This window comes from Pseudomonas sp. UF-293, assembly GCF_058245595.1.
In genome coordinates this window covers 1-25,020 of the sequence record NZ_JBSICA010000012.1, presented here as the reverse complement: position 1 = coordinate 25,020, position 25,020 = coordinate 1, and the positions used below count along the sequence as shown (strand labels likewise).

The window sequence follows — 25,020 nt, the reverse complement described above, 5'->3', positions numbered from 1 at the left end:
CGAAAGCCCCACCTTTCTTATGCGCCCGTGCCACCCACGGTAATCGCATCGATTTTCAGCGTTGGCTGGCCGACACCTACCGGCACCGACTGCCCATCCTTGCCGCACGTCCCCACACCGCTGTCCAGCGCCAGATCGTTACCGACCATCGACACCCGGCTCATCGCCTCGGGACCGTTGCCGATCAACGTCGCGCCTTTGACCGGCGCGGTGATCTTGCCATCCTCGATCAGATAGGCCTCGCTGGTGGAAAACACGAACTTGCCGCTGGTGATGTCGACCTGACCGCCGCCGAGGTTGGCGCAGTAGATACCTTTCTTTACCGAGGCGATGATTTCCGCCGGATCGCTTTCGCCGCCGAGCATGTAGGTGTTGGTCATCCGTGGCATCGGCAGATGCGCGTAGGATTCGCGGCGACCGTTACCGGTGCGTGCCACGCCCATCAGGCGCGCATTGAGCTTGTCTTGCATGTAGCCCTTGAGTACGCCGTTTTCGATCAGCGTGGTGCACTCGGTCGGTGTGCCTTCATCATCGACGCTGAGCGAACCGCGACGGCCGCTCAAGGTGCCGTCATCGACGATGGTGCAAAGCTTGGAGGCAACCATTTCGCCCATACGCCCGCTATAGGCCGAGCTGCCCTTGCGGTTGAAATCGCCTTCCAGGCCGTGGCCGACCGCTTCGTGCAACAAAACGCCGGACCAGCCGGAACCGAGCACTACCGGCAAAGTACCGGCCGGCGCCGGAATCGCTTCAAGATTGACCAGTGCCTGGCGCAACGCTTCACGGGCGTAACCCATGGCGCGGTCCTCAGCAAGGAAGTAGCGGTAATCGGTACGCCCGCCGCCGCCATGCCCGCCGCGTTCGCGCCGGCCATTCTGTTCGACGATGACACTGACATTGAAGCGCACCAGTGGGCGCACGTCGGCGGCCAGGCCACCATCAGTGGACGCGACCAGAATTCGCTCCCAGACCCCGGCCATGCTCACGCTGACCTGCTGAATGCGTGGATCGAGTGCGCGGGTGGCGACGTCGATGCGTTTGAGTAACTCGACTTTTTCCGCGCGGCTGAGCACTTCCAGCGGGTTATCCGGCGCGTACAGTTGCGCGACGTCCTGGCTGGTGAAAGCCTGCACGGTGCCGTTCTGCCCGGCGCGGGAGATCGAGCGCGCGGCACGGGCCGCTGCGCCGAGGGCTTCGAGGGTAATCGCGTTGCTGTAGGCAAAACCGGTTTTTTCACCGGACTGCGCCCGCACGCCGACACCCTGATCGAGGTTGAAGCTGCCTTCCTTGACGATGCCGTCTTCCAGCGCCCATGACTCGGAAATCTGGCCCTGGAAATACAGGTCGGCGGCATCGATGCCCGGCCCGGCCAGATCGCCGAGCACGCCTTGCAGGCTCTCGATCGTGACACCGCCGGGTGCCAACAGGTGATCACTGACTGAGGACAACAACTCGCTCATAGATTTACGCCTTAAATTCGTGTTCTGAAGCAGGCCGCTGGGCGCCCTGCGAGAAAAACCGCCGATGACGCGTCACCGGCATGCGCGCCCGGATGGACGCTTGTTCATCGCTGTCGCGGGCGGCCAGCAACACCGCCTCGCCTTGATCCTGCTGGGCCAGCACACGCCCCCACGGGTCGACAATCGCCGCATGCCCGAAGGTCTCGCGTGGCCCCGGATGGCTGCCGCCCTGTGCGGCTGCCAGCATATAACACTGTGTTTCGATGGCCCGCGCGCGGATCAGGACATCCCAATGCGCGGCGCCAGTCACGGCAGTAAAGGCCGACGGTGCGGTAATCAACTCGGCACCGGCGGCGCGCAATTCGCTGTACAGCTCCGGGAAGCGCAAGTCGTAACACACGCTCAAACCAACGCGCCCCACCGGCGTGTCCGCCACCACTACATTACCGCCATAAGCATAGTCATCTGATTCACGGTACCGGCCGCGATTGTCGGCGACATCGACATCGAACAGATGCAGCTTGTCATAGCGCGCGACGATCTCGCCGTGTTCGTTGATCAGCAGCGAGCAGGCATTGGCTTTGCCCGTGGGTTGATCCAACGGTGGCAACGGCAATGTACCGGCAACTATCCATAAGGTGAGGTCGCGGGCGGTCTGTTTCAACCAGGGCAGGATCGGGCCTTCGCCCAAGGCCTCGGCGCGGCCGATATCAGCAACGTCGCGACGGCCCATGGCGGCGAAATTTTCCGGCAGCACCGCGAGTTTCGCCCCGCCAGCGGCTGCCTGTTCAAGCAGGCGTCGGGCCTGGGCCAGATTGGCCAGCACGTCGCTCTGGCTGACCATTTGAATCACCGCTAGAGACATGGCCGCTCCTCGGAATTTACGCAGAACTGTGTAGGAGCTGCCGAAGGCTGCGATCTCTTGATCTTGATCTTGATCTTGATCTTCAAAAACAAGATCAAAAGATCGCAGCCTTCGGCAGCTCCTACGGGGCTAGTGTCTGCTAGTTAAAAAGGCTTGTCGAAGGTGATTTTCGGCTCTTTCCATGGGCCTTTGACGGTGTACTTGACGCTGGCGAAGCGCGCGACGCGGTCGCCGATCAGCTTGTCGATGAGGAACAGCGCGCCACCGACCGCCGGTGCGCCGACAAGCAGCGCGGCGATCGGCAGGTTGTTGGTGACCGGCAGGGTCACCAACAATTTCGCATCGACCTTGTCGTCGACCAGATCCAGCGTGCCGTCCAGCTCAAGATTGCTCGAAGGCCCGGTCAGGCGAATCGGCTCGCGGGTAACGTAGACACCATTGTTCGCCACCAGCAGGCCTTTGACCCGATCGTAGCTCAAGCCCTTGCCGAACAGGTCGGAGAAGTCCAGACGCAGGCGCCGGCCGATCGAGTTGAAATTGAGCAGGCCGAACACCCGCAGCGCCTGAGCGCCGCCCTCCACTTCGACAAACTGCCCCTTGTTCAGCGAGGCATCAAGGGTGCCGGAAAAGCGCTTGGTCGCCAGCCACGCCGGCGAGCCCGGCCAGCGGCCATCGACATCCATGTGGAATTCTTCACTGGTGACGCTTGGCGCGAAGCCCCAACCCTTGAGTACGTCAGCCAGATTCTTGCCACCGATCCGCCCCTTGTACCAACTGCTGGTCGCACCCGGCGTGCCTTCCCAGCCGCCGTTGCCTTGCAGGAGGATGCCCTTGAGGCCCATGTCGAGATTGTTCAGGGCAATGCCTTTGGGGGTCGGTCGCACTTTCAGCGACCAGCCACCGACCAGATCGGGACCAAGGAACAACTGGTTGAGGGTGATATCCAGCGCCGGGATTTTCGTCGGGTCGACCGACGCCAATGGATCCGGCGCATTCTCGTCGGCCTGCACCGCCGGGTCCGGTGCCGGCAGCTTCACGTATTGCAGATTCACCGCGATCGGCACGCCCTTGGCGTCCGGCAGGCTGGCGCTGCCCTTGGCCTGCTGGCTGTCGAGAGCGAGATTCCATGCGCCGGGCTTGCGATTGATCTGCACCGAGGCCTGATCCAGTGTGGTGCCGAGCGCGGTCAGTTTGCCGACCTTGATGTCCGCGCTGCTGAGCAATTGTTTGGCGCTGCCACCCGGGTCCTGCCCGGCGTATTTATTCGCCAGATCCTGCCACGGCGCGACGTCCAGTTCCGACAACACCCCGCGAATGCGCAGGCCTTTGGCACCCGGCAGCACCGCTTCGCCAGTGCCGAGAAACAGCTCGCCACGCCCATCGGCAAAATTGCTCGGCGGCGCGGCAAAGGTGAAATTGGCCAATTGATCGTAGTTGACCCAATAACGCCGCTCCTGCCCTTGCAAGGTCATGCGGAACACCGTGTCCCGCCCGACATCGGCGGCCATGCCGAATGGCGCCGGCAGATCAACTGCCACGCCTTTGAGGCTGGAGCTGACCATCAACTGGCTGTCGGCCCCGGAAAGATTCAGCTGCAACTGATACGGAATCGTCCCGGTCACCGGCAACGGTTGCGTCACGCCCAGCCAGTCAGTGAGTTTTTTCACTTCGACCTGCCCCGACGCCGCAACCCGGGTCTTGATCTGGTTGGGGCTGCCATCCGCGAAGATCTGCGCAGTCACCGGTTTGTCGAAGGCCCGTGCAGAGATGTTCTGACCGCTGAGGCCTTTGTTACTGTCGAAGCGGAAATCGCCCTTGAGCTGGCTCAGTTCCAGTTTCGGTTCGGCCAGTTTCAATCGCGCATTGGCGGTCTTGAAATCGACGAGGATTTTCGGCTGTTCGCCTTTGTCCAGCGGAATATCCAGCTTGAGCTTGCCGTTGAGATCACCCGCGCCCTCCCAACCGGCAAAGGTCTCGCCGGTGCCGATCGGCGCGTCCTGAAGAATCTTCAAGCCGTCGCCCAGGCCACCAGCAAATGCGCCATCAAGTAACAAATGCGAGTTCTGCCCGGCCGGTACGTGAGGAATATTGACGAAGACATCGCTGACTTGCGTATCGAGCAACTGGCCTTTGCTGGCCCAGATGCGCACGCCGCTGTCTTCGATGAACACGTCACCGCTGACCTTGCTCACGTGCGGCCAGCCCGGCTGAAACGCCAGTTCGGCATCATGGACCTTGAAGAACAGGCTGATGCTGCGATCGGCCTCGCCGGCGTTTTTGCTCAGCGAGCCCTGATACTGGAAGAAACCCTGATCCACCGCGCCTTTTAGAATCGCCGTGCGCAGCCACTCATCGAGCGCCGGGCTCAACACGGCCGGCAGGTATTTCGCAGTGTAGCGACCGTCGCCGTCGACCAGACCGACGCGCAGGTCCATGTAGTCTTCCTGGCTATGGTCGAAGTGCAGGCGGATGAGGAAGTCGCCGGCAATCTTGCCCTCCTCGCCCAGCACCTTCAGGTACGGCGCAATGAGCGTGAAGCCATCCTTGTCGAGTTTCCAGGTCAGCCGCGCATTGGCCTGCAGGTACTGCCATGGCTTGGCGAAGATCGGATCGAGGTGCAGGACGAAGTCCTTGCTGTCGAGGCGCAACTCACCGCCGTCCAGATTGCCACTGAGGCTGCCACTGACATTTCGGGCCGCCGGAGCGCCGTGATAGGCATCGAAACCGACGTTGTCGAGGTTGGCGGCAAAGCCGAATTTGTTGCCATCGGTGGCGGTTGGACGGAAGTCCAGCAGGACATTGCGCAGGCCGCCGGTCACCTTCAAACGCTCGACCGCCGTGGCGAAACTCTGCGGCAGCGGCCCCAGCGCATTGAGCAGCGGCGTGATCGGGGTCAGATCGAGGCGATCGGCCTGCAAATGCCAGAGCTCTTCAGCCTCGGCGCTGGCGCGCGTCTGCTGTATCTGCAGGCGGGATTCCCAGCGGGTTTCGCCAAAGCTCATGGCCAGCGAATCGAGGGTGACGTTAACTCCCTCGGCTGTGTTGCGGTAATAGGCGTTGAGCGCCAGATTGTTGATCTGGATCGGCTTGCGCTCGGCGTAGGCGCCCGTGACTTGCGGTGCATTCAGGCGCAACGCGGCACTCTGCAACGCGCCTTCGGCCCAATCGACCCAGAGTTCGCCGCCGGCCTTGATCTCGGAAAAATTCCATTGCTGGGTCAGGCGCTCGGGCAGCCATTTCGACCAGTCGCTCTGCGGCAGGCTGGCATAACCGTCGATGGTACTGTTCTGCCACTGATCAGGACGCAATTGGGTACGCAGGCTCAGCGCCACAGGCTGGCCGTCGGGCAGCGTCAGCCGCGCGTCGAGCCGCTGACGGCTGGCGCCGGTGCGCAGATTGAGGCCGACATAGGTGAGTGTCATGGGCGGGTGATCGAGCGGTTGCAGCGTCACCTGGCTGTCGAGCACCGACAATTGCTTGATCATCTGCGAGCGCTGGAACAGTTCCGCCGCATCGAACGGCTGATCCTTCTGCACCGGCAGGCCTTCCAGCGCCCAGGTACCGTCTTGGGCTTCCTTGAGGCTGATCTTCAAACCGTTGAGTTGGATATGCGCGAGGCGCACTTCGCGGGCGAGCACGCTGCCCCACATATCCGGCACCACCCGCACGCGGTCGAGGCGCAGAGCGTTGGCGCCGTCGCCGACCATCACGTCATGGGCCAGCAGGATCGGCGCGAAACCGCTCCAGTTGCCTTCCAGCTCCCCAATCTGCAAAGGCATGCCAAGGGCGGCACTGGCCTTGTCTTCGATGTCGGCGCGGTATTCGGCCACCAGAGGGGTCAGCTCGCGGCCGAGGCTGACGTACAACGCCATCAACACCAGAACCAACGCGCACAGGCCCAGCCCCCAACGGGTGAGTGCGGCCAGAATGCGTGTCAGACGCTCCATGTCAGTTGGCTCCCATGGCAAAAATACTGCGAAAAGCTGAGGCCAGCCGCGTTGAATGAGTGGTGATGCAGGGCTTCAGAGCAGCACCACGTCATATTGTTCCTGGGAATACATGGTTTCCACCTGGAAGCGTATGGTGCGACCGATGAAGCCTTCAAGCTCGGCGACGTTACCGGACTCTTCATCGAGCAGGCGATCGACCACTTTCTGGTTGGCCAGTACCCGGTAGCCCTCGGCCTGGTAAGCCCGGGCCTCGCGCAGAATCTCGCGGAAGATCTCGTAACAGATGGTTTCGGCGGTCTTAAGTTTGCCGCGTCCCTGGCAACTGCTGCACGGTTCGCACAGCACCTGCTCAAGGCTTTCGCGGGTGCGCTTGCGGGTCATCTGCACCAGGCCCAACTCGGTGATGCCGATGATGTTGGTCTTGGCGTGATCGCGCTCCAGCTGTTTCTCCAAAGTGCGCAAGACCTGACGCTGGTGCTCTTCATCTTCCATGTCGATGAAGTCGATGATGATGATCCCGCCGAGATTGCGCAGGCGCATCTGCCGGGCAATCGCCGTGGCCGCTTCGAGGTTGGTCTTGAAAATGGTTTCTTCGAGATTGCGGTGACCGACGAACGCCCCGGTGTTGACGTCAATGGTGGTCATGGCTTCAGCCGGATCGATCACCAGATAACCACCGGACTTCAGCGGCACCTTACGCTCCAGCGCGCGCTGGATTTCGTCTTCAACACCATACAGGTCGAAGATCGGCCGTTCGCCCGGATAGTGTTCCAGACGATCGGCGATTTCCGGCATCAGTTCGGCGACGAACTGTGTGGTTTTCTGAAAGGTTTCCCGCGAGTCGATGCGGATCTTCTCGATCTTCGGATTGACCAGATCACGCAGGGTGCGCAGGGCCAGGCCGAGGTCCTCGTAGATCACGCTCGGCGCGGCGATAGTCTTGATCTGTTCGTTGATCTGGTCCCACAGGCGGCGCAGGTAACGGATGTCCATGAGGATTTCATCAGCGCCCGCGCCTTCAGCAGCCGTGCGCAGGATGAAGCCGCCGGCCTCCTTGATACCTTCCTTGGCTACGCAATCGCTGACCACCTGCTTGAGACGCTCGCGCTCGGCTTCGTCTTCGATCTTCAGGGAAATCCCGACGTGGGCGGTGCGCGGCATGTACACCAGATAACGCGAAGGGATCGACAGTTGCGTGGTCAGGCGTGCGCCTTTGGAGCCGATCGGATCTTTGGTGACTTGTACCACCAGGCTCTGGCCCTCGTGTACCAGCGAACTGATGCTTTCCACGGCCGGGCCTTCTCGCAGAGAGATTTCGGCGGCGTGAATGAAAGCCGCGCGATCGAGGCCGATGTCGACGAATGCCGCCTGCATGCCCGGCAGGACGCGAACGATCTTGCCTTTATAGATGTTGCCGACGATCCCGCGTTTCTGCGTGCGCTCGACGTGGACTTCTTGCAGCACACCGTTTTCGACCACCGCCACGCGCGACTCCATCGGCGTGATGTTGATCAGAATCTCTTCACTCATGGCAGGATCTCGTTCAGGCATGTTCACGATAGTGGCCGCATCTGGATTCGTACGACGCTCAGGGCGTGTTCAGGTTTTGCCAACAGGGTATGCCGAAATGGCCCAACACCTCGCAGGTTTCGCACAGCGGCAGGCCAACCACCGCCGAATAGCTGCCTTCGAGCCCGGCGACAAACACCGCGCCCAGGCCCTGAATGCCGTAGCCGCCGGCCTTGTCGCGCGGTTCGCCACTGGCCCAGTAAGCGCTGGCCTCTTCGCGGCTGATCGTGCGGAAACGCACGCGACTGCGCACCACCCGCGACTCGCAACGCTCGCCTTCAAGCACGGCGATGGCGGTCAGCACTTCGTGTTCGTTGCCGGACAACATCATCAGCATGGCGCATGCGTCGGCTTCGTCCACCGGTTTGCCAAGAATTTTGCCGTCGAGCACCACTGCGGTATCGGCGCCGAGCACGCAGAACGGCTGGTCAGAGACGACCGAGCGGCGCCCGGCCTCAGCCTTGCCACACGCGAGGCGTTCGACATAGGCCGAAGGGGATTCATCAGGAAGCGGGGTTTCGTCGATATCCGCGCTGATGGCGGCGAAGTGCACGCCGATCTGCGTGAGCAATTCACGGCGACGCGGTGAGCCGGAGGCGAGGTAAAGCAGTTTCATCAAAACATCTCCCTGTTCAGTGCCCTGCTTCACCGGCTCAATAGATTCTGTAGCGTCGGCACATCCCGCGAAGGGCGAAGCTGACCCACGGCCAGAGCAAGGCACTGACCAGCGCCGGCAAGACCAACGCCAGGGTTGGCTGGCGGTTGCCGGTCAGAGCGCTGAGCCACAGTTGCGCCAATTGTGCGAGGCCGAAGATCACCAGGATCACCAGGCATTGCTGCCACATCGGGAACATGCGCAGGCGCTGCTGCAACGACAACACGAGGAAAGTAATCAGAGTCAGGATCAGGGCGTTCTGCCCGAGCAGGTCGCCCTGCAGAACATCTTCGGCCAGCCCCAGACAGAACGCCGTGACCATGCCGACCGTGTGCGGCATGTACAGCGCCCAAAACGTCACGAGCAAGGCCAGCCACAGCGGGCGAAGGATTTCCATGAAGATCGGCAACGGTGAAACGCTGAGCAGGATGCCGACGAAGAACGTCAGCCAGATCATCCAGCCGTTTGCGGATTTTTTTGCGCCGACCATTACTCTCGTCCCCCGGTAGTCGCTGGCGGTTTCGCCGGTGGTTTGCTGGCGGCCGGTGGCTTGGCAGCGGCCGGAGCGGCAGCGGGCGGTTTGCTCGCGGCGGGCTTGGCTGGCGTGGCGGCAGGCGCCGCGGCTTCAGCGGCCGGCGCTGCGGTAGCGGTCGACGGCGTGGCAGGCATGATCAACGGTTTCGGCACGCTGGCCGGCAACATCGGGCCACCGCCGTGGGCGTCGAGCTGTTCCTGGGCCTGTGCCGCGTCATTGGCGCGTTCCTCGGCGGTGCGGCTGTCGCTGAACACCAGCAGCAGATAGCGACTGCGGTTCAGGGCGGCGGTGGGCACGGCGCGGACGATAGCGAACGGTTGGCCGGAATCGTGGATGACTTCTTTTACCGTCGCTACCGGATAACCGGCCGGGAATCGCTGGCCGAGGCCGGAGCTGACCAGCAGATCGCCTTCCTTGATGTCCGCCGTGTCGGCGACATGACGCAATTCCAGGCGCTCCGGGTTGCCGGTACCGCTGGCAATCGCGCGCAGCCCGTTACGGTTCACCTGCACGGGAATGCTATGAGTGGTGTCGGTCAGCAGCAGGACACGCGAGGTGTACGGCATCAATTCAACCACCTGGCCCATCAACCCGCGTGCGTCGAGCACCGGTTGGCCGAGCACCACGCCGTCGCGCTCACCTTTGTTGATGATGATGCGATGGGTGAAGGGGTTGGGATCCATGCCGATCAACTCGGCCACTTCGACCTTTTCATTGACCAGTGCGGAGGAATTGAGCAACTCGCGCAGCCGCACGTTCTGCTCGGTCAGGGCCGCGAGCTTTTGCATGCGCCCCTGCAACAGCAGGTTTTCGGTCTTGAGTTTTTCGTTTTCGGCGACGAGCTCGGTGCGGCTGCCGAACTGACTGGCGACCCCTTCCCACAAGCGGCCGGGCAGGTCCGTGATCCAGTAGGCATCCATGAGCACCAGCGACGCTTGCTTGCGCGCGGGCTTGAGCAGGTCGAAACGTGCATCGACCACCATCAGTGCGACCGCGAGCACGGCCAGCACCAACAGGCGCACGCCCAACGAAGGGCCTTTGGTGAAAAGCGGTTTAATAAGCCGCTCCTCCCAGGCAAATGTTCTGTTTATTCATACGGCATCAAACCGGCCTGGATGAAGACTGACAGAAGATAAACGCCAACAGGCAGCACTGCAAAGTGCTGCCTGTGCGTTCACCCACGTATTGCATTCGAAGCTTATTCGCTCGAAAGCAGATCCATGGTGTGCTTATCCATCATTTCCAGCGCACGGCCACCGCCGCGAGCAACGCAAGTCAGCGGATCTTCGGCAACGATCACCGGCAGACCGGTTTCCTGGGCCAGCAACTTGTCGAGGTCACGCAGCAGCGCGCCACCACCGGTCAGTACCAGGCCACGCTCGGCGATGTCGGAAGCCAGTTCCGGCGGCGATTGCTCCAGCGCGCTTTTCACGGCCTGAACGATGGTTGCCAGCGACTCTTGCAGAGCCTCGAGCACTTCGTTGGAGTTCAGGGTGAATGCGCGTGGAACGCCTTCGGCCAGGTTGCGACCGCGAACATCGACTTCGCGTACTTCGCCGCCCGGGTAGGCGGTACCGATTTCCTGCTTGATGCGCTCGGCGGTGGATTCACCGATCAGGCTGCCGTAGTTGCGGCGCACGTAGGTGATGATCGCTTCGTCGAAACGGTCGCCGCCGACACGTACGGATTCGGCGTAAACCACACCGTTCAGGGAGATCAGGGCGATTTCAGTGGTACCACCACCGATATCCACGACCATCGAACCGCGCGCTTCTTCAACCGGCAGACCGGCGCCGATCGCAGCAGCCATCGGCTCTTCGATCAGGAACACTTCACGGGCACCGGCACCAAGGGCCGATTCACGGATGGCGCGACGCTCGACCTGGGTGGACTTGCATGGAACGCAGATCAGCACACGAGGGCTGGGCTGCAGGAAACTGTTTTCGTGAACCTTGTTGATAAAGTACTGCAGCATCTTTTCGCAGACGCTGAAGTCGGCGATCACGCCGTCCTTCATCGGACGAATGGCAGCAATGTTGCCCGGCGTACGGCCGAGCATGCGCTTGGCCTCGGTGCCGACAGCGACGACACTTTTCTGGTTACCGTGTGTCCGAATGGCCACAACCGATGGCTCATTCAGGACGATACCGCGCTCGCGCACGTAAATAAGGGTGTTGGCAGTGCCCAGGTCAATGGAAAGATCGCTGGAAAACATGCCACGCAGTTTCTTGAACATGGGAAAGGGACCCTAGGCAACGCGTGGGTAAAAAAGTGCGGCAAACTCTAACAACGACAGGGATTTTGGGCAAGGCGCCAATATGTTAAATTGGCCGCTTTTCTGTGCACCAAGCCCCACAATCGCGGCCTTATGACCGTAGAAGTGCGGTAGTGTTCCGACAATCTAACACACGGACGCCGTCCGTTCTGTTTTCCACTGGAGAATCCCGATGGCGCTAGAACGCTCCGACGTGGAAAAAATCGCGCATCTGGCCTGCCTTGGCCTCAACGATGCCGATCTTCCGCACATTACTTCCGCCCTCAACAGCATTCTCGGGCTGGTCGACGAAATGCAGGCCGTTGATACCGACGGTATCGAGCCGCTGGCCCACCCTTTGGAAGCCAGTCAGCGCCTGCGCGCCGACGTGGTGACCGAGACGAATAATCGCGAGGCCTACCAGTCCATCGCACCAGCGGTCGAAAACGGCCTGTATCTGGTTCCGAAAGTCATCGACTAAAGGGAAAGAGCCTGCAATGCATCAAATGACTCTGGCCGAGATCGCCCGCGGTCTCGCCGATAAAAAGTTTTCCTCCGAAGAGCTGACCAAAGTACTGCTGGCGCGTATTACCCAGCTCGATCCGCAGCTCAACAGTTTCATCAGCCTCACCGAGGATCTGGCCATCGAGCAGGCGAAAGCCGCCGATGCACGCCGGGCCAATGGTGAGAGCGGCGCCCTGCTCGGCGCGCCGATCGCTCACAAGGATCTGTTCTGCACCCAGGGCATCCGCACCAGCTGCGGCTCGAAGATGCTCGACAACTTCAAGGCTCCGTACGACGCCACCGTAGTCGCGAAACTGGCCGCTGCCGGCGCCGTGACTCTGGGCAAGACCAACATGGACGAATTCGCCATGGGTTCGGCCAACGAGTCGAGCTGGTACGGCGCAGTGAAAAACCCTTGGAACCTGGAACACGTGCCGGGCGGTTCGTCCGGTGGCTCGGCGGCGGCAGTTGCCGCTCGTTTGTTGCCAGCCGCCACGGCCACTGACACCGGCGGTTCGATTCGTCAGCCGGCGGCGTTCACCAATCTCACTGGCCTGAAGCCGACCTACGGTCGCGTTTCGCGCTGGGGCATGATTGCCTATGCTTCCAGCCTCGATCAGGGCGGCCCGTTGGCGCGCACCGCCGAAGACTGCGCGATTCTGCTGCAAGGCATGGCCGGCTTCGACCCGAACGACTCCACCAGCATCGATGAGCCAGTGCCGGATTACTCCGCCAGCCTCGGCGAGTCGCTGCAAGGCCTGCGCATCGGCGTGCCGAAGGAATACTTCAGCGCCGGTCTCGACCCGCGCATTGCCGAGCTGATCCAGAACAGCATCCAGCAGCTGCAGAAGCTCGGTGCCGTGATCAAGGAAATCAGCCTGCCGAACATGCAGCACGCGATTCCGGCCTACTACGTGATCGCCCCGGCAGAGGCCTCCTCGAACCTGTCGCGTTTCGACGGCGTGCGTTTCGGCCATCGCTGCGAAAACCCGGAAAACCTCATCGACCTGTACAAACGCTCCCGTGGCGAAGGCTTCGGCGCGGAAGTACAGCGCCGGATCATGGTCGGTGCGTACGCGCTGTCCGCCGGTTACTACGATGCCTACTACCTGAAAGCGCAGAAGATCCGTCGCCTGGTGAAGAACGATTTCATGGCTGCGTTCAATGAAGTCGACATCATCCTCGGTCCGACCACGCCGAACCCGGCATGGAAACTCGGCGCGAAGAACAGCGACCCGGTCGCGGCCTATCTGGAAGACGTCTACACCATCACCGCCAACCTCGCCGGCCTCCCGGGCCTGTCGATGCCGGCCGGTTTTGTCGACGGTCTGCCGGTGGGCGTGCAGTTGCTCGCGCCGTACTTCCAGGAAGGCCGTTTGCTCAATGTTGCGCACCAGTATCAGTTACACACTGACTGGCACACCCGCACCCCAACCGGCTTCTGAGGAGACACACATGCAATGGGAAGTCGTGATCGGGCTGGAGATTCACACTCAGCTCACCACCCGGTCGAAAATCTTTTCCGGTAGTTCCACCACGTTCGGTTCCGAGCCAAACACCCAGGCCAGCCTGATCGACCTGGGCATGCCCGGCGTGCTGCCGGTGCTCAACCAGGAAGCAGTGCGCATGGCGGTGATGTTCGGTCTGGCGATTGACGCCGAGATCGGTCAGCACAACGTGTTCGCTCGCAAGAACTACTTCTATCCGGACCTGCCCAAGGGCTACCAGATCAGCCAGATGGAATTGCCCATCGTTGGCAAAGGCCACCTGGACATCGCCCTGGAAGACGGCACGGTCAAACGCGTCGGCATCACCCGTGCGCATCTGGAAGAAGATGCCGGCAAGAGCCTGCACGAAGAATTCAACGGTGCCACCGGCATCGACCTGAACCGTGCCGGCACGCCGCTGCTGGAAATCGTTTCCGAGCCGGACATGCGCAGCGCCAAGGAAGCCGTGGCTTACGTCAAGGCGATCCATGCGCTGGTGCGCTACCTGGGCATCTGCGACGGCAACATGGCCGAAGGCTCGCTGCGTTGCGACTGCAACGTCTCGGTACGCCCGAAAGGCCAGGTCGAGTTCGGCACTCGCTGCGAGATCAAGAACGTCAACTCATTCCGCTTCATCGAGAAGGCGATCAACTCGGAAATCCAGCGCCAGATCGAGCTGATCGAAGACGGCGGCAAGGTCATCCAGCAGACTCGCCTGTACGATCCGAACAAGGACGAGACCCGTCCGATGCGTTCGAAAGAGGAAGCCAACGACTACCGTTACTTCCCCGATCCGGACCTGCTGCCGGTGGTCATCGAAGAGTCGTTCCTCGGTGAAGTGCGGGCGACCCTGCCGGAACTGCCACCGCAAAAGCGCGAACGCTTCCAGAGCCAGTTCGGTCTGTCGGCTTATGACGCCAACGTGCTGGCCACCAGCCGTGAACAAGCAGACTACTTCGAGAAAGTCGCGGCCATCGGTGGCGACGCGAAACTGGCGGCGAACTGGGTGATGGTCGAGTTGGGCAGCCTGCTCAACAAGCAGGGCCTGGACATCGAGGATTCGCCGGTGTCCGCCGAGCAACTGGGCGGCATGCTGCAGCGCATCAAGGACAACACCATCTCCGGCAAGATCGCCAAGGTGGTGTTCGAAGCGATGGCCAACGGCGAAGGCAGTGCTGACGAGATCATCGAGAAGCGCGGCCTCAAGCAAGTCACCGACACCGGCGCGATCTCGGCCGTGCTCGACGAAATGCTCGCGGCCAACGCCGAACAGGTCGAACAGTACCGCGCGGCAGACGAAGCCAAACGCGGCAAGATGTTCGGCTTCTTCGTCGGCCAGGCCATGAAAGCCTCGAAAGGCAAGGCCAACCCGCAGCAGGTGAACGAACTGCTGAAAAGCAAGCTCGAAGGCTGACCACGGTGGAGCCAGATCCAAAGCCTGGCTCCATCCCCTGTGGGAGCGAGCCTGCTCGCGAAAGCGCCATGACATCCGACACGGATGTTGCGACTGACGGCCTCTTCGCGAGCAGGCTCGCTCCCACATTTGTATCCGGGAAACCTTGAATGAAGCGTCTGTTGCTGAGCAGCGCCCTGCTCTCCCTGCTGGCCGGTTGCGCCAGTACCGACACCATTGACCCGCACGGTTACGACCAGACCGGCGTCGCCTCCTACTATGGAGCCAAACATCACGGTAAGCGCACCGCCAGCGGCGAAGCGTTCAACCAGCATTCCCTGACCGCCGCCCACCGCCAGTTGCCGTTCGGCACGCGGGTGAAGGTCACCAATCTGAAAAACGATGAATCAGTCGTGGTCCGCATCAATGACCGTGGCCCGCACACCCGTGGCCGACTGATCGATCTGTCACGCGAGGCCGCCGATGAAATCGGCATGCTGCGCAGTGGCACCGCACGGGTTCGCGTGCAGGCCCTCGACTGATGGAGCGCCGACCATTTTCGGACTAGCCGATCTGCCGCTGATCAACGTCATCGAACTGTTCAGTGGCCTGTGTCTTCTGATCATCGGCGCTGAGCTGATGGTGCGCGCCGCCGTACGTCTGGCCGAGCGTCTGCATGTGCGCCCGCTGATCATCGGCCTGACCATCGTCGCCCTCGGCAGCAGCGCGCCGCAGATGACCGTCAGCCTGCAAGCGGCGCTGACCGATAACCCCGACATCGCCGTCGGCAGCGTGGTCGGCAGCGGCATCTTCAACATCCTCGTAACCCTTGGCCTCTCGGCACTGATCATCCCGCTGCGCGTGTCGCGGCAACTGGTGCGTCTGGATATCCCGCTGATGATCGGCGCCAGCCTGCTGGTGTTCATCCTCGCCTGGAACAAAGACCTCGGGCGTTTCGACGGCGTCCTGCTGCTCGGCGCTCTGGCGTTGTACCTCGGCTTGCTGTTTCGCCAGTCGCGCCACTCGACGCGACCTCATACAGAACGCCCAACCGAGACGCAGCAATCCTGGCTGATCAGCGGGCTGATGATTCTCGCCGGCCTGACCATGCTGGTGTTCGCCGGCCGTTTGCTGCTCGGCGCCGCCGTGGTCGTGGCCACCGATCTTGGCCTGTCGGAACGGGTCATCGGCCTGACAGTCGTCGCGGTCGGCACCTCGCTGCCGGAACTGGCGACTTCGCTGATCGCGGCGTTGCGCGGGCAGCGCGACATTGCCGTGGGCAACGTGATCGGCGCCAATCTGTTCAACCTGCTCGGGGTGCTCGGCCTGACCGCGCTGCTCGCACCGACGCCGCTTTCGGTATCGCCCAATGCGCTGGATTTCGACTTGCCGGTAATGCTCGGCGTCGCTGCGCTGTGCCTGCCGGTGTTCTATTCCGGCTACCGCGTGACCCGGGCCGAAGGCTTGCTGCTGCTCGGTTTGTATCTGGTTTACGGGCTGCATGTGGTGTCGTTCACCACCGGCATGCCGCTGGCCGGCAGACTCGAGCGCTTGATGCTGTTTTATGTCCTGCCGGCGCTGCTGACGTTTCTGCTGTTCACGTCAATCCGCGCCTGGCGTCGCCAACACCACAAGAGAGATGTGCCATGAGCGAGTCGAAGCAGTCCGGGGTTGAAATCCGTCGTCAGGTCATGGGCGATGCGTTCGTTGATCGCGCCTTGGGCAATGCCACCGAGTTCACCCAGCCGTTGCAGGATTTCGTCAATGAACACGCGTGGGGCGGGGTGTGGAATCGCGAAGGTCTGTCGCTGAAAACCCGCAGCCTGATTACCCTCGCCGCACTGACCGCGTTGAAGTGTCCGCAGGAGTTGAAGGGCCACGTACGCGGCGCGTTGAACAACGGCTGCACGGTGGAGGAGATTCGCGAGGCGCTGCTGCATTGCGCGGTGTATGCCGGTGTACCGGCGGCGATTGATGCGTTTCGCGCGGCGCAGGAAGTGATCGATACCTACCAGAAACCTGAGTGATTCAGTGCTGCTGAACTAGCTTTCGCGAGCAGGCTCGCTCCCACATTTGGAATGCATTTCAAATGCGGGAGCGAGCCTGCACGCGAAGAGGCCCTGCCAGACACCGCACATCCTTGATCAGATCCACCCACCCCACTGCAACACAAAGATCCCGACATTGGTGGTAATCGCCGCCATCAACGTGGTCAGCACAATGATCGCCGCCGCCAGCTCATGATTGCCCTGCGCCGCCCGGGCCATGACGAAACTTGCCGCCGCCGTCGGGCTGCCAAAGTAGAGAAACAGAATCCCCAGCTCCGCCCCGCGAAAGCCCCACAGCCACGCGCCGAACGTTGCCAATAACGGCAGACCGACCATCTTCACCAGGCTGGAGCTGAGTGCCATGTTGCCACTCTTGCGCAACGCCGCCAGTGACAGCGTGCCGCCGATACAGATCAGCGCCAGCGGCAGCGTGGTCTGCGCCAGATACTGACCGGAGGTTTCCAGCCAGCCCGGCAAACCGATCTTGAAATAAGCGAACGGCGCCGCCGAAATCACGCTGATGATCAGCGGGTTGCTGAACACGCTTTTGCAGATGCTCCACGGATCGGACTTGATCACCGGGCTGTAAACCGCCAGCACGATGGTCGACAGCGTGTTGTAGAACAGGATCACCAGCGCCGCGAGAATCGCCCCGAGGGAAATACCGTAATCACCGTACATGCTCGCGGCGAGCGCCAGACCGATCACGCCGTTGTTGCCGCGAAACGCGCCCTGGGTGTAGATGCCGCGATCTTCACGCGGACACTTGAAAATCGCCCAGCCCCAGGCCACCGCGAAGCTCACCAGCGTTGCGAGGGAAAAGTAAATGAGCAGCGAAGGTTGCAGCGCGGCGTGCAGGTCAGCGTGGAGGATGCCGAGAAACAGCAGCGCCGGCATCGTGACGTTGAACACCAGCGATGAGGCGGTGTGGATGAAGTTGTCGTTGATCCAGTCGATGCGCTTGAGCAGCACACCGAGAAACAGCATGGCAAACACCGGCGCGGTGATGTTCAGGGTTTCAAGAAAGATTGCCAGCATGCCGGATAGCCTTGGATGAGCGTCGATAGGGGGCTAATGATAAGCCACAAGTCCTTCGGCGTCTGGCAGATCGCTTTCGCGAGCAGGCTCGCTCCCACATTTGCAATGCATTTCCCTGTGGGAGCGAGCCTGCTCGCGAAGAACGATGACGCGGTCTCAGGTAATCGGCGCCGGGTTGAACAAGGTAATGTCGTTATGCAGCTTGTGCTTCTCCGCCCAGGTCTGTTGCTTGCCACTGGCAACGTCCAGGTAATAGTGAAACAGCTCCCAGCCGAGCTCTTCGATGGTCGCACGCCCGGTGGCGATGCGTCCGGCATCGATATCGATCAGGTCCGGCCAGCGCTGCGCCAGTTCAGTCCGCGTCGAAACCTTGACCACCGGCGCCATGGCCAGCCCATAAGGCGTGCCGCGACCGGTGGTGAACACGTGCAGGTTCATCCCCGCCGCCAGTTGCAACGTACCGCAAACAAAATCGCTCGCCGGCGTCGCGCAGAAAATCAGGCCCTTGTGCTTGAAGCGCTCGCCCGGGCCGAGCACGCCGTTGATCGCGCTGCTGCCAGACTTGACGATCGAGCCCAGCGACTTCTCGACAATGTTCGACAACCCGCCCTTCTTGTTGCCCGGCGTGGTGTTGGCGCTGCGATCAGCCTCGCCCTTGGCCAGATAACGGTCGTACCAGTCCATCTCGCGCACCAGCTCTTCGGCGACGGTTTGCGTCTGCGCCCGTGAGGTCAGCAGATAGATCGCATCGCGCACTTCGGTGACTTCGGAAAACATCACCGTCGCCCCCGCACGCAATAGCAAGTCCGAGGCATAACCCAGCGCCGGATTGGCGGTGATGCCGGAGAACGCATCGCTGCCGCCGCACTGCATACCGAGAATCAGCTCGGAGGCCGGCACGGTTTCGCGGCGGCGCTGGTCGAGTTTCTTCAAACGAACTTCAGCCAGCTCCATGATCTGCTCGATCATTTCGGTGAAGCCGTGACTGGAATCCTGCAAGCGGTACAACCACGGATCGCTGAGATCCACCGAGGCATCGTCCTCGTGCATCACCTGCCCGGCCTGCAATTTCTCGCAGCCCAGACCGATCACCAGCGCTTCGCCACCCAGGTTCGGGTTGCGCGCCAGATTGCGCACGGTACGAATCGGGATGTAGGCGTCGGTGGCGGTAATCGCCACACCGCAGCCATAACTGTGGGTCAGCGCCACCACGTCATCGACGTGCGGGTACTTCGGCAGCAGCTCTTCCTTGATGCGCTTGACCGCGTGATCGAGCACGCCGGTGACGCACTGCACGGTGGTAGTGATGCCGAGAATGTTGCGCGTGCCGACGGTGCCGTCGGCATTGCGATAACCCTCGAACGTGAAGCCTTCCAGCGGTGCCTGGGCATCCGGCACATCGGTGGACAGCGGCAAGCTGTCCAGCGGCGGCGCGGTCGGCATGCGCAGTTGATCTTCCTTGACCCAACTGCCACGGCGGATTGGCTGCAACGCGTAGCCGATGATCTGCCCGTAACGAATCACCGGGCCGCCTTCGGGAATATCCTCCAGGGTGACCTTGTGGCTCTGCGGCACGAAATCCAGCGTGACGAGGCCATCGGCGAACTCGGTACCGGCCGGTACGCCCTGATCATTGACCACCACTACAACGTTGTCCCGCTCGTGCAGGCGGATGTAGCGCGGCGAGTCGGAATGTTCAATCAACTGCATGACGCCGCTCCTCAGGAATGCGCTTGAGAAAAATTGCCGGTGGCTTCATTGCCGCCCTTGGCTGGCGGCTCTTTCAAGACCACACGCTTGATCGGGCCGACGATCACCAGATAGCTGAACACCGCGACCAGTGCGTTGGCACCGACAAACACCAGCGCCCACTTGAACGAACCGGTGGAGCTGATGATGTAGCCGATGACGATCGGCGTGGTGATCGAAGCGATGTTGCCGAAGGTGTTGAACAGGCCACCGCTCAGACCGGCGATCTGTTTCGGCGAAGTGTCGGAAACCACCGCCCAGCCCAGTGCGCCAACGCCTTTGCCGAAGAATGCCAGAGCCATGAAGCCGACGACCATCCATTCCACTTCAACATAGTTGCACGCGACGATGCTGCTCGATACCAGCAGACCGGCGATGATCGGCGCCTTGCGGGCGAAGGTCAGCGAATGGCCCTTGCGCAGCAGGTAGTCGGAAATCACCCCGCCGAGCACGCCGCCGATAAAGCCGCAGATCGCCGGCAACGAAGCGATGAAACCGGCCTTGAGAATGGTCATGCCACGCTCTTGCACCAGATACACCGGGAACCAGGTCAGGAAGAAATAGGTGATGCCGTTGATGCAGTACTGGCCCAGATACACGCCAAGCATCATGCGATTGGTCAGCAGCTGACGGATGTAATCCCACTTCGGACCGTCGGACTTCTTGCCCTTCTGATCCATATCGACCATGCCGCCGTTGTCAGCGATGTGCTTGAACTCGGCCTCGTTGACGCGTGGGTGTTCGCGCGGGCTGTAGATGACTTTCAGCCACACCAGCGAGAACACGATACCGAGGATACCCATGACGATGAACACGTGCTCCCAGCCGAAGCTGTAGACGATCCAGCCCATCAACGGCGCGAACAACACGGTGGCAAAGTACTGCGCCGAGTTGAAGATCGCCGAAGCGGTGCCGCGTTCAGCAGTCGGGAACCACGCCGCCACGATGCGCGCGTTGCCAGGGAACGATGGCGCTTCCGCCAGGCCCACCAGGAAACGCAGCATGAACAGCGCAACCACCGCCGTGGACATGCCGAATTCACCGACGAAGCCTTGCAGCACGGTGAACAGCGACCAGGTGAAAATGCTCAGGGCATAGACTTTTTTCGAGCCGAAGCGATCGAGCAGCCAGCCACCGGGAATTTGCCCGGCGACGTAGGCCCAACCGAATGCGGAGAAGATGTAGCCGAGGGTGACGGCGTCAATGCCAAGGTCCTTTTGCAGGCTGGAGCCGGCAATGGCGATCGTGGCACGGTCGGCGTAGTTGATCGTGGTCACCAGAAACAGCATGAGCAGGATCAAATAGCGGACGTGAGTCGGCTTGGAGGATTGCATGCAGATGTACTCCCACTGATTATTTTTATGCGGGGTGAAGCTTCTTTGGTCTTGCATTTATTCCCTGTAGGAGCTGCCGAAGGCTGCGATCTTTTGATCTTGATCTTGAAAAAAAAGATCAAAAGATCGCAGCCTTCGGCAGCTCCTACAGGGGTATTGCGTGTATCAGGAGCCGATGTAACTGGTCTTCACGACCGTGTAGAACTCTTGCGCATAGCGGCCCTGCTCGCGGGAGCCGTAGGAGGAGCCTTTACGCCCGCCGAACGGTACGTGGTAATCCACGCCGGCAGTCGGCAGGTTGACCATCACCATCCCGGCCTGGGAGTGGCGCTTGAAGTGGTTGGCGTACTTCAGCGATGTGGTGGCGATGCCGGCCGAGAGGCCGAATTCGGTGTCGTTGGCCATTGCCAGCGCGGCCTCGTAATCGGCCACGCGAACGATGTTGGCCACCGGGCCGAAAATTTCTTCGCGGCTGATGCGCATCGACGCTTCGCTGTCGGCGAACAGCGTTGGCGCGAGGAAGTAGCCCTCGGTGTCGCAAGTCACCACACCGCCGCCGCTGACCAGACGTGCGCCTTCGGACTGGCCGATGTCGATGTACTTCATGTCCTGTTCAAGCTGCGCCTGGGAAACCACCGGACCGATGTCGGTGCCGGCCTTCAGCGCGTGGCCGACCTTGATCGACTTCATGCGCTCGGCCATCGCTTCAACGAACTTGTCGTGAATGCCGGCGGTTACGATCAGACGGCTCGACGCCGTGCAACGCTGGCCGGTGGAGTAGAACGCGCTCTGTACCGACAGCTCGACCGCTTGCTTGAGGTCGGCGTCGTCGAGAATGATCTGCGGGTTCTTGCCGCCCATTTCCAGTTGCACTTTGGCTTGGCGCGAAACGCAGTTGACGGCGATCTGACGACCAACACCCACCGAACCAGTGAAGCTGATGCCGTCGACTTTCGGGCTGTTGACCAACGCCTCGCCAACCACGCGACCGCTGCCCATCACCAGGTTGAACACACCGGCCGGGAAGCCCGCGCGGGAGATGATTTCCGCCAGCGCCCAGGCGCAGCCCGGCACCAGATCGGCAGGCTTGAGCACGACGCAGTTGCCGTAGGCCAGGGCCGGAGCGATTTTCCACGCCGGGATGGCGATCGGGAAGTTCCACGGAGTGATCAGACCGACCACGCCCAGCGCTTCGCGAGTGACTTCTACGTTGACGCCCGGGCGTACCGACGGCACGTAGTCACCGGACAGGCGCAGGCATTCACCGGCGAAGAACTTGAAAATGTTGCCGGCGCGGGTCACTTCACCGATCGCCTCCGGCAGGGTCTTGCCTTCTTCACGGGCCAGCAGCGTGCCGAGCTCTTCGCGACGGGCGAGGATTTCGGTGCCGACTTTATCCAGCGAATCGTGACGAGCCTGGATGCCCGAAGTGGAGTACGCCGGGAACGCAGCGCGGGCAGCGTCGATGGCTGCGTTGACCTGAGTCAGGTCAGCCTTGGCGTAATCGCCGATGGTGTCGCTGAGTTCGGACGGGTTGATGTTGGCCGAGTAATCGGCACCGGCGACCCATTCGCCATTGATGTAGTTGTCGTAGCGTTTTGCAGTTGTCACAGGGCAGCCCTCAACTCTGAAGCCTTCACGCAAAAAGCCGCTGATTGCTCAGCGGCCTCGCTTTTTCTCGTTTATTGCGCGCCTTGCTTGTCGATCAGCGCGGCGAGCATTTCGTACTCTTCGCCGGTCAGGTCGGTCAGCGGCGCACGCACCGGACCTGCGTCATAGCCGGCGATTTTTGCACCTGCCTTGACGATGCTCACGGCATAACCGGCCTTGCGGTTGCGGATGTCCAGGTACGGCAGGAAGAAGTCGTCGATGATCTTGCCGACGGTGGCGTGATCTTCGCGAGCGATCGCGTGGTAGAAGTCCATCGCGGTTTTCGGGATGAAGTTGAACACCGCCGAGGAGTAGACCGGCACGCCCAAAGCCTTATAGGCAGCGGCGTAGACTTCAGCGGTCGGCAGACCACCCAGGTAGCTGAAGCGATCACCGAGGCGGCGACGGATCGACACCATCAACTCGATATCGCCCAGGCCATCCTTGTAGCCGATCAGGTTCGGGCAGCGCTCGGCCAGACGTTCCAGCAGCGGCGCGGTGAGGCGGCAAACGTTGCGGTTGTAGACGACCACGCCGATCTTCACCGATTTGCACACGGCTTCAACGTGGGCGGCAACACCGTCCTGGCTCGCTTCGGTCAGGTAGTGCGGCAGCAGCAGCAGGCCTTTGGCGCCCAGACGCTCGGCTTCCTGAGCGTATTCAATGGCCTGGCGGGTCGAACCACCGACGCCGGCGAGGATCGGCACGCTGGTTGCGCAGGTGTCGACGGCAGTCTTGATGATTTCCGAATATTCGCTGGCGGCGAGGGAGAAGAACTCACCGGTGCCGCCGGCAGCGAACAGAGCCGAAGCGCCATACGGAGCCAGCCATTCCAGACGCTTGATGTAGCCCGCGCGGTTGAAATCGCCTTGCGCGTTGAAATCGGTCACCGGGAAAGACAGCAGGCCGGCAGAGAGGATGGACTTCAGTTCTTGTGGATTCATTATTCGAACACCCTGGTAGCAACGTTTTATTGTGAGTGGACCGTTCAGCCTTCGCCGAAGTTGTAGGTCATCGTACAACTTAAAAAATAACCGTCAACTGCATTTCATCGTTGGCAGCGCTTTTTTGTCGGACAAGATTGGCTTTCGCACTTCCTGAAATCGCTGGGAGGCCCATTTCAGAAGCATTTGTCGGCTGAAATATCTGGTCCGGATTCGTTTAATTGCGAAGGGACGAGCGGCTCGTAAAGTACGTCGACTGCCACGAAGGATCGTGGCGGACCACTCAAAGGAAGCCGTTATGTCGATGCATTTTGCCGCCCCCACCCTCACCCACACCGCTCCTGCGCAGGACGACCGCGTCACTGTTCAGCTCTCGCAAATGCCGGAGATCCTCACCGTGCAGGTTCCGGATTCCAGCGATTTCGCGGCGAACTGGAGCGTTTACGCGATCCTCGGCAGCGATGCTGAAGAACCTGAATGGGAAGGTGATGAAGTCGACACCGGCGCTTGGGACGACGCCGAGGATGAAATGGAAAAGCTGTTCGACATCGAGGTGCAGCTGCCCAAAGAAGCGCTGCAACCGTACCTGGGCCGCGAGGTGGAGCTGCGCTACAAGTTTCGCGATGAGTCGAGTATGGAGCCGTATTCGCAGGCGCTGAGGATGCGCATAGAGGCGTAAGAGTCAGCTTCGCTGCGCCTGTGCCTCTTCATGGGCCTGGCGCAGTCTTTCGCGGCTGTTGGTCAGGTGCAGACGCATCGCAGCACGCGCAGCTTCGGAATCCTGGCGGGCGATCGCGTCGTAGATTTCTTCGTGCTCACGGCTCAGACGGCCCATGTAATGTTGCTGATCATCATGGGCCAGTCGCGCCGAGTTCAGCCGGGTACGTGGAATGATGCTGGTGCCCAGGTGCGTCATGATGTCGGTGAAGTAGCGGTTGCCGGTGGACAGGGCAATTTCCAGGTGGAAAGCGAAGTCTGACGACACCGCATCGCTGGCATGGGAGGCGCTTTCGTTCAAGGCGTCGAGGGCGGCGCGCATGGTCGCCAGTTGCTCGGGGCTGCGGCGTTGCGCGGCAAGACCAGCGGACTCGACTTCGAGGCTGATGCGCAATTCGAGAATCGCCAGCACGTCACGCAGGGTGACGACGGTGGCCGGATCAATGCGGAAACCGCTCGGGCTTGGGGTGTCGAGGACAAAGGTGCCGATGCCGTGGCGGGTTTCCACCTGGCCGGCGGCCTGCAGACGGGAAATCGCCTCGCGGACCACGGTGCGGCTGACGCCATGGGCTTCCATGATCGCCGACTCGGTGGGCAACTTGTCGCCACGCTTGAGCAGGCCATCGCGGATCTGCTCGCTCAACACCGTCACCAGTTCCTGGGCGAGGCTGCGGCGCTTGCGGGGGAGGCGCGGGGTGTCGATCAGCTTTTCCATGATTTGTATCTTGTCTCGAAAGTTCGGCTTGGCGCCATCATAGCTCAAGCGAGTTGTACGATCACCGGGCAGATCACATTACCCCACTGTGGGAGCGAGCCTGCTCGCGAAAGCGGTGGTTCAGACGACAGATTCGTCGACCGGTATGGCCCC

Annotated in this window: 21 protein-coding genes; 7 read left to right on the top strand and 14 right to left on the bottom strand. The window is 61.4% G+C overall.

The window, feature by feature from the left end:
- Positions 1-17 precede the first annotated feature (17 nt).
- From tldD to mreB, 8 genes are all read right to left on the bottom strand, one after another.
- Positions 18-1,460 carry a metalloprotease TldD gene (gene tldD / locus AC4IHP_RS15075; protein WP_016771693.1) on the bottom strand — a complete coding sequence of 481 codons (1,443 nt, stop codon included), beginning with the start codon at positions 1,458-1,460 and terminating at the stop codon, positions 18-20.
- Between the two features lie 4 nt (positions 1,461-1,464).
- Positions 1,465-2,325, bottom strand: a complete 861-nt coding sequence (locus AC4IHP_RS15070; RefSeq protein ID WP_460123988.1) for a carbon-nitrogen hydrolase family protein — start codon at positions 2,323-2,325, stop codon at positions 1,465-1,467.
- A gap of 143 nt (positions 2,326-2,468) precedes the next feature.
- The gene (locus AC4IHP_RS15065) at positions 2,469-6,272 is read right to left on the bottom strand and encodes a YhdP family protein (RefSeq protein ID WP_490832057.1); all 3,804 of its coding nucleotides are present in this window, start codon (positions 6,270-6,272) and stop codon (positions 2,469-2,471) included.
- A gap of 75 nt (positions 6,273-6,347) precedes the next feature.
- Complete coding sequence (gene rng, locus AC4IHP_RS15060; protein ID WP_016771696.1) at positions 6,348-7,805, bottom strand: ribonuclease G; 1,458 nt, start codon at positions 7,803-7,805, stop codon at positions 6,348-6,350.
- Between the two features lie 58 nt (positions 7,806-7,863).
- Positions 7,864-8,460: a Maf family protein gene (locus tag AC4IHP_RS15055; protein WP_490832056.1), complete on the bottom strand. Its 597-nt coding sequence runs from the start codon at positions 8,458-8,460 to the stop codon at positions 7,864-7,866.
- Between the two features lie 37 nt (positions 8,461-8,497).
- Positions 8,498-8,989 carry a rod shape-determining protein MreD gene (gene mreD / locus AC4IHP_RS15050; protein ID WP_042608773.1) on the bottom strand — a complete coding sequence of 164 codons (492 nt, stop codon included), beginning with the start codon at positions 8,987-8,989 and terminating at the stop codon, positions 8,498-8,500.
- Complete coding sequence (mreC, locus tag AC4IHP_RS15045; protein WP_080902498.1) at positions 8,989-10,092, bottom strand: rod shape-determining protein MreC; 1,104 nt, start codon at positions 10,090-10,092, stop codon at positions 8,989-8,991. The genes mreD and mreC overlap by 1 nt, the downstream gene beginning before the upstream one ends.
- A 140-nt stretch (positions 10,093-10,232) precedes the next feature.
- Entirely contained in the window at positions 10,233-11,270 is a 1,038-nt protein-coding gene (gene mreB, locus AC4IHP_RS15040) for a rod shape-determining protein MreB (RefSeq protein WP_002555108.1), read from the bottom strand.
- A 211-nt stretch (positions 11,271-11,481) separates the two neighbouring features.
- On the opposite strand from mreB, the gene gatC reads away from it, so the two are divergent.
- The 6 genes from gatC to AC4IHP_RS15010 all read left to right on the top strand — a co-directional run bounded on the left by gatC (position 11,482) and on the right by AC4IHP_RS15010 (position 16,699).
- Positions 11,482-11,769 carry an Asp-tRNA(Asn)/Glu-tRNA(Gln) amidotransferase subunit GatC gene (gatC, locus tag AC4IHP_RS15035; RefSeq protein WP_024011606.1) on the top strand — a complete coding sequence of 96 codons (288 nt, stop codon included), beginning with the start codon at positions 11,482-11,484 and terminating at the stop codon, positions 11,767-11,769.
- A gap of 16 nt (positions 11,770-11,785) precedes the next feature.
- Positions 11,786-13,237 (top strand): Asp-tRNA(Asn)/Glu-tRNA(Gln) amidotransferase subunit GatA, encoded by a 1,452-nt coding sequence (gene gatA, locus AC4IHP_RS15030; protein ID WP_490832055.1) that lies wholly within the window; start codon positions 11,786-11,788, stop codon positions 13,235-13,237.
- A gap of 10 nt (positions 13,238-13,247) precedes the next feature.
- Positions 13,248-14,693, top strand: a complete 1,446-nt coding sequence (gene gatB, locus AC4IHP_RS15025) for an Asp-tRNA(Asn)/Glu-tRNA(Gln) amidotransferase subunit GatB (protein WP_016771702.1) — start codon at positions 13,248-13,250, stop codon at positions 14,691-14,693.
- A 149-nt stretch (positions 14,694-14,842) separates the two neighbouring features.
- Positions 14,843-15,214 carry a septal ring lytic transglycosylase RlpA family protein gene (locus AC4IHP_RS15020; protein ID WP_024011604.1) on the top strand — a complete coding sequence of 124 codons (372 nt, stop codon included), beginning with the start codon at positions 14,843-14,845 and terminating at the stop codon, positions 15,212-15,214.
- Positions 15,215-15,311: 97 nt separating this feature from the next.
- Complete coding sequence (locus tag AC4IHP_RS15015; protein ID WP_490832104.1) at positions 15,312-16,322, top strand: calcium/sodium antiporter; 1,011 nt, start codon at positions 15,312-15,314, stop codon at positions 16,320-16,322.
- The gene (locus AC4IHP_RS15010; protein WP_150742784.1) at positions 16,319-16,699 is read left to right on the top strand and encodes a carboxymuconolactone decarboxylase family protein; all 381 of its coding nucleotides are present in this window, start codon (positions 16,319-16,321) and stop codon (positions 16,697-16,699) included. The genes AC4IHP_RS15015 and AC4IHP_RS15010 overlap by 4 nt, the downstream gene beginning before the upstream one ends.
- 117 nt (positions 16,700-16,816) lie before the next feature.
- On the opposite strand, the gene AC4IHP_RS15005 is transcribed toward AC4IHP_RS15010, so the two are convergent.
- The 5 genes from AC4IHP_RS15005 to kdgD all read right to left on the bottom strand — a co-directional run bounded on the left by AC4IHP_RS15005 (position 16,817) and on the right by kdgD (position 23,435).
- A complete protein-coding gene (locus AC4IHP_RS15005; protein WP_460123975.1) occupies positions 16,817-17,758 on the bottom strand; it encodes an AEC family transporter in 942 nt (313 codons plus the stop codon).
- Positions 17,759-17,914: 156 nt separating this feature from the next.
- On the bottom strand, positions 17,915-19,468 hold the full coding sequence (garD, locus tag AC4IHP_RS15000) for a galactarate dehydratase (protein WP_016771706.1): 1,554 nt from the start codon (positions 19,466-19,468) through the stop codon (positions 17,915-17,917).
- Between the two features lie 11 nt (positions 19,469-19,479).
- Positions 19,480-20,841 carry an MFS transporter gene (locus tag AC4IHP_RS14995; RefSeq protein WP_490832054.1) on the bottom strand — a complete coding sequence of 454 codons (1,362 nt, stop codon included), beginning with the start codon at positions 20,839-20,841 and terminating at the stop codon, positions 19,480-19,482.
- A gap of 165 nt (positions 20,842-21,006) precedes the next feature.
- Complete coding sequence (locus AC4IHP_RS14990; protein WP_016771707.1) at positions 21,007-22,452, bottom strand: aldehyde dehydrogenase family protein; 1,446 nt, start codon at positions 22,450-22,452, stop codon at positions 21,007-21,009.
- Between the two features lie 71 nt (positions 22,453-22,523).
- Entirely contained in the window at positions 22,524-23,435 is a 912-nt protein-coding gene (gene kdgD / locus AC4IHP_RS14985) for a 5-dehydro-4-deoxyglucarate dehydratase (protein WP_039759443.1), read from the bottom strand.
- Positions 23,436-23,733: 298 nt separating this feature from the next.
- On the opposite strand from kdgD, the gene AC4IHP_RS14980 reads away from it, so the two are divergent.
- Complete coding sequence (locus tag AC4IHP_RS14980; protein WP_460123968.1) at positions 23,734-24,114, top strand: hypothetical protein; 381 nt, start codon at positions 23,734-23,736, stop codon at positions 24,112-24,114.
- A 3-nt stretch (positions 24,115-24,117) separates the two neighbouring features.
- Here AC4IHP_RS14980 and AC4IHP_RS14975 read toward each other — a convergent pair whose 3' ends face one another.
- Positions 24,118-24,867 (bottom strand): FadR/GntR family transcriptional regulator, encoded by a 750-nt coding sequence (locus tag AC4IHP_RS14975; RefSeq protein ID WP_490832053.1) that lies wholly within the window; start codon positions 24,865-24,867, stop codon positions 24,118-24,120.
- Positions 24,868-25,020: the final 153 nt, after the last annotated feature.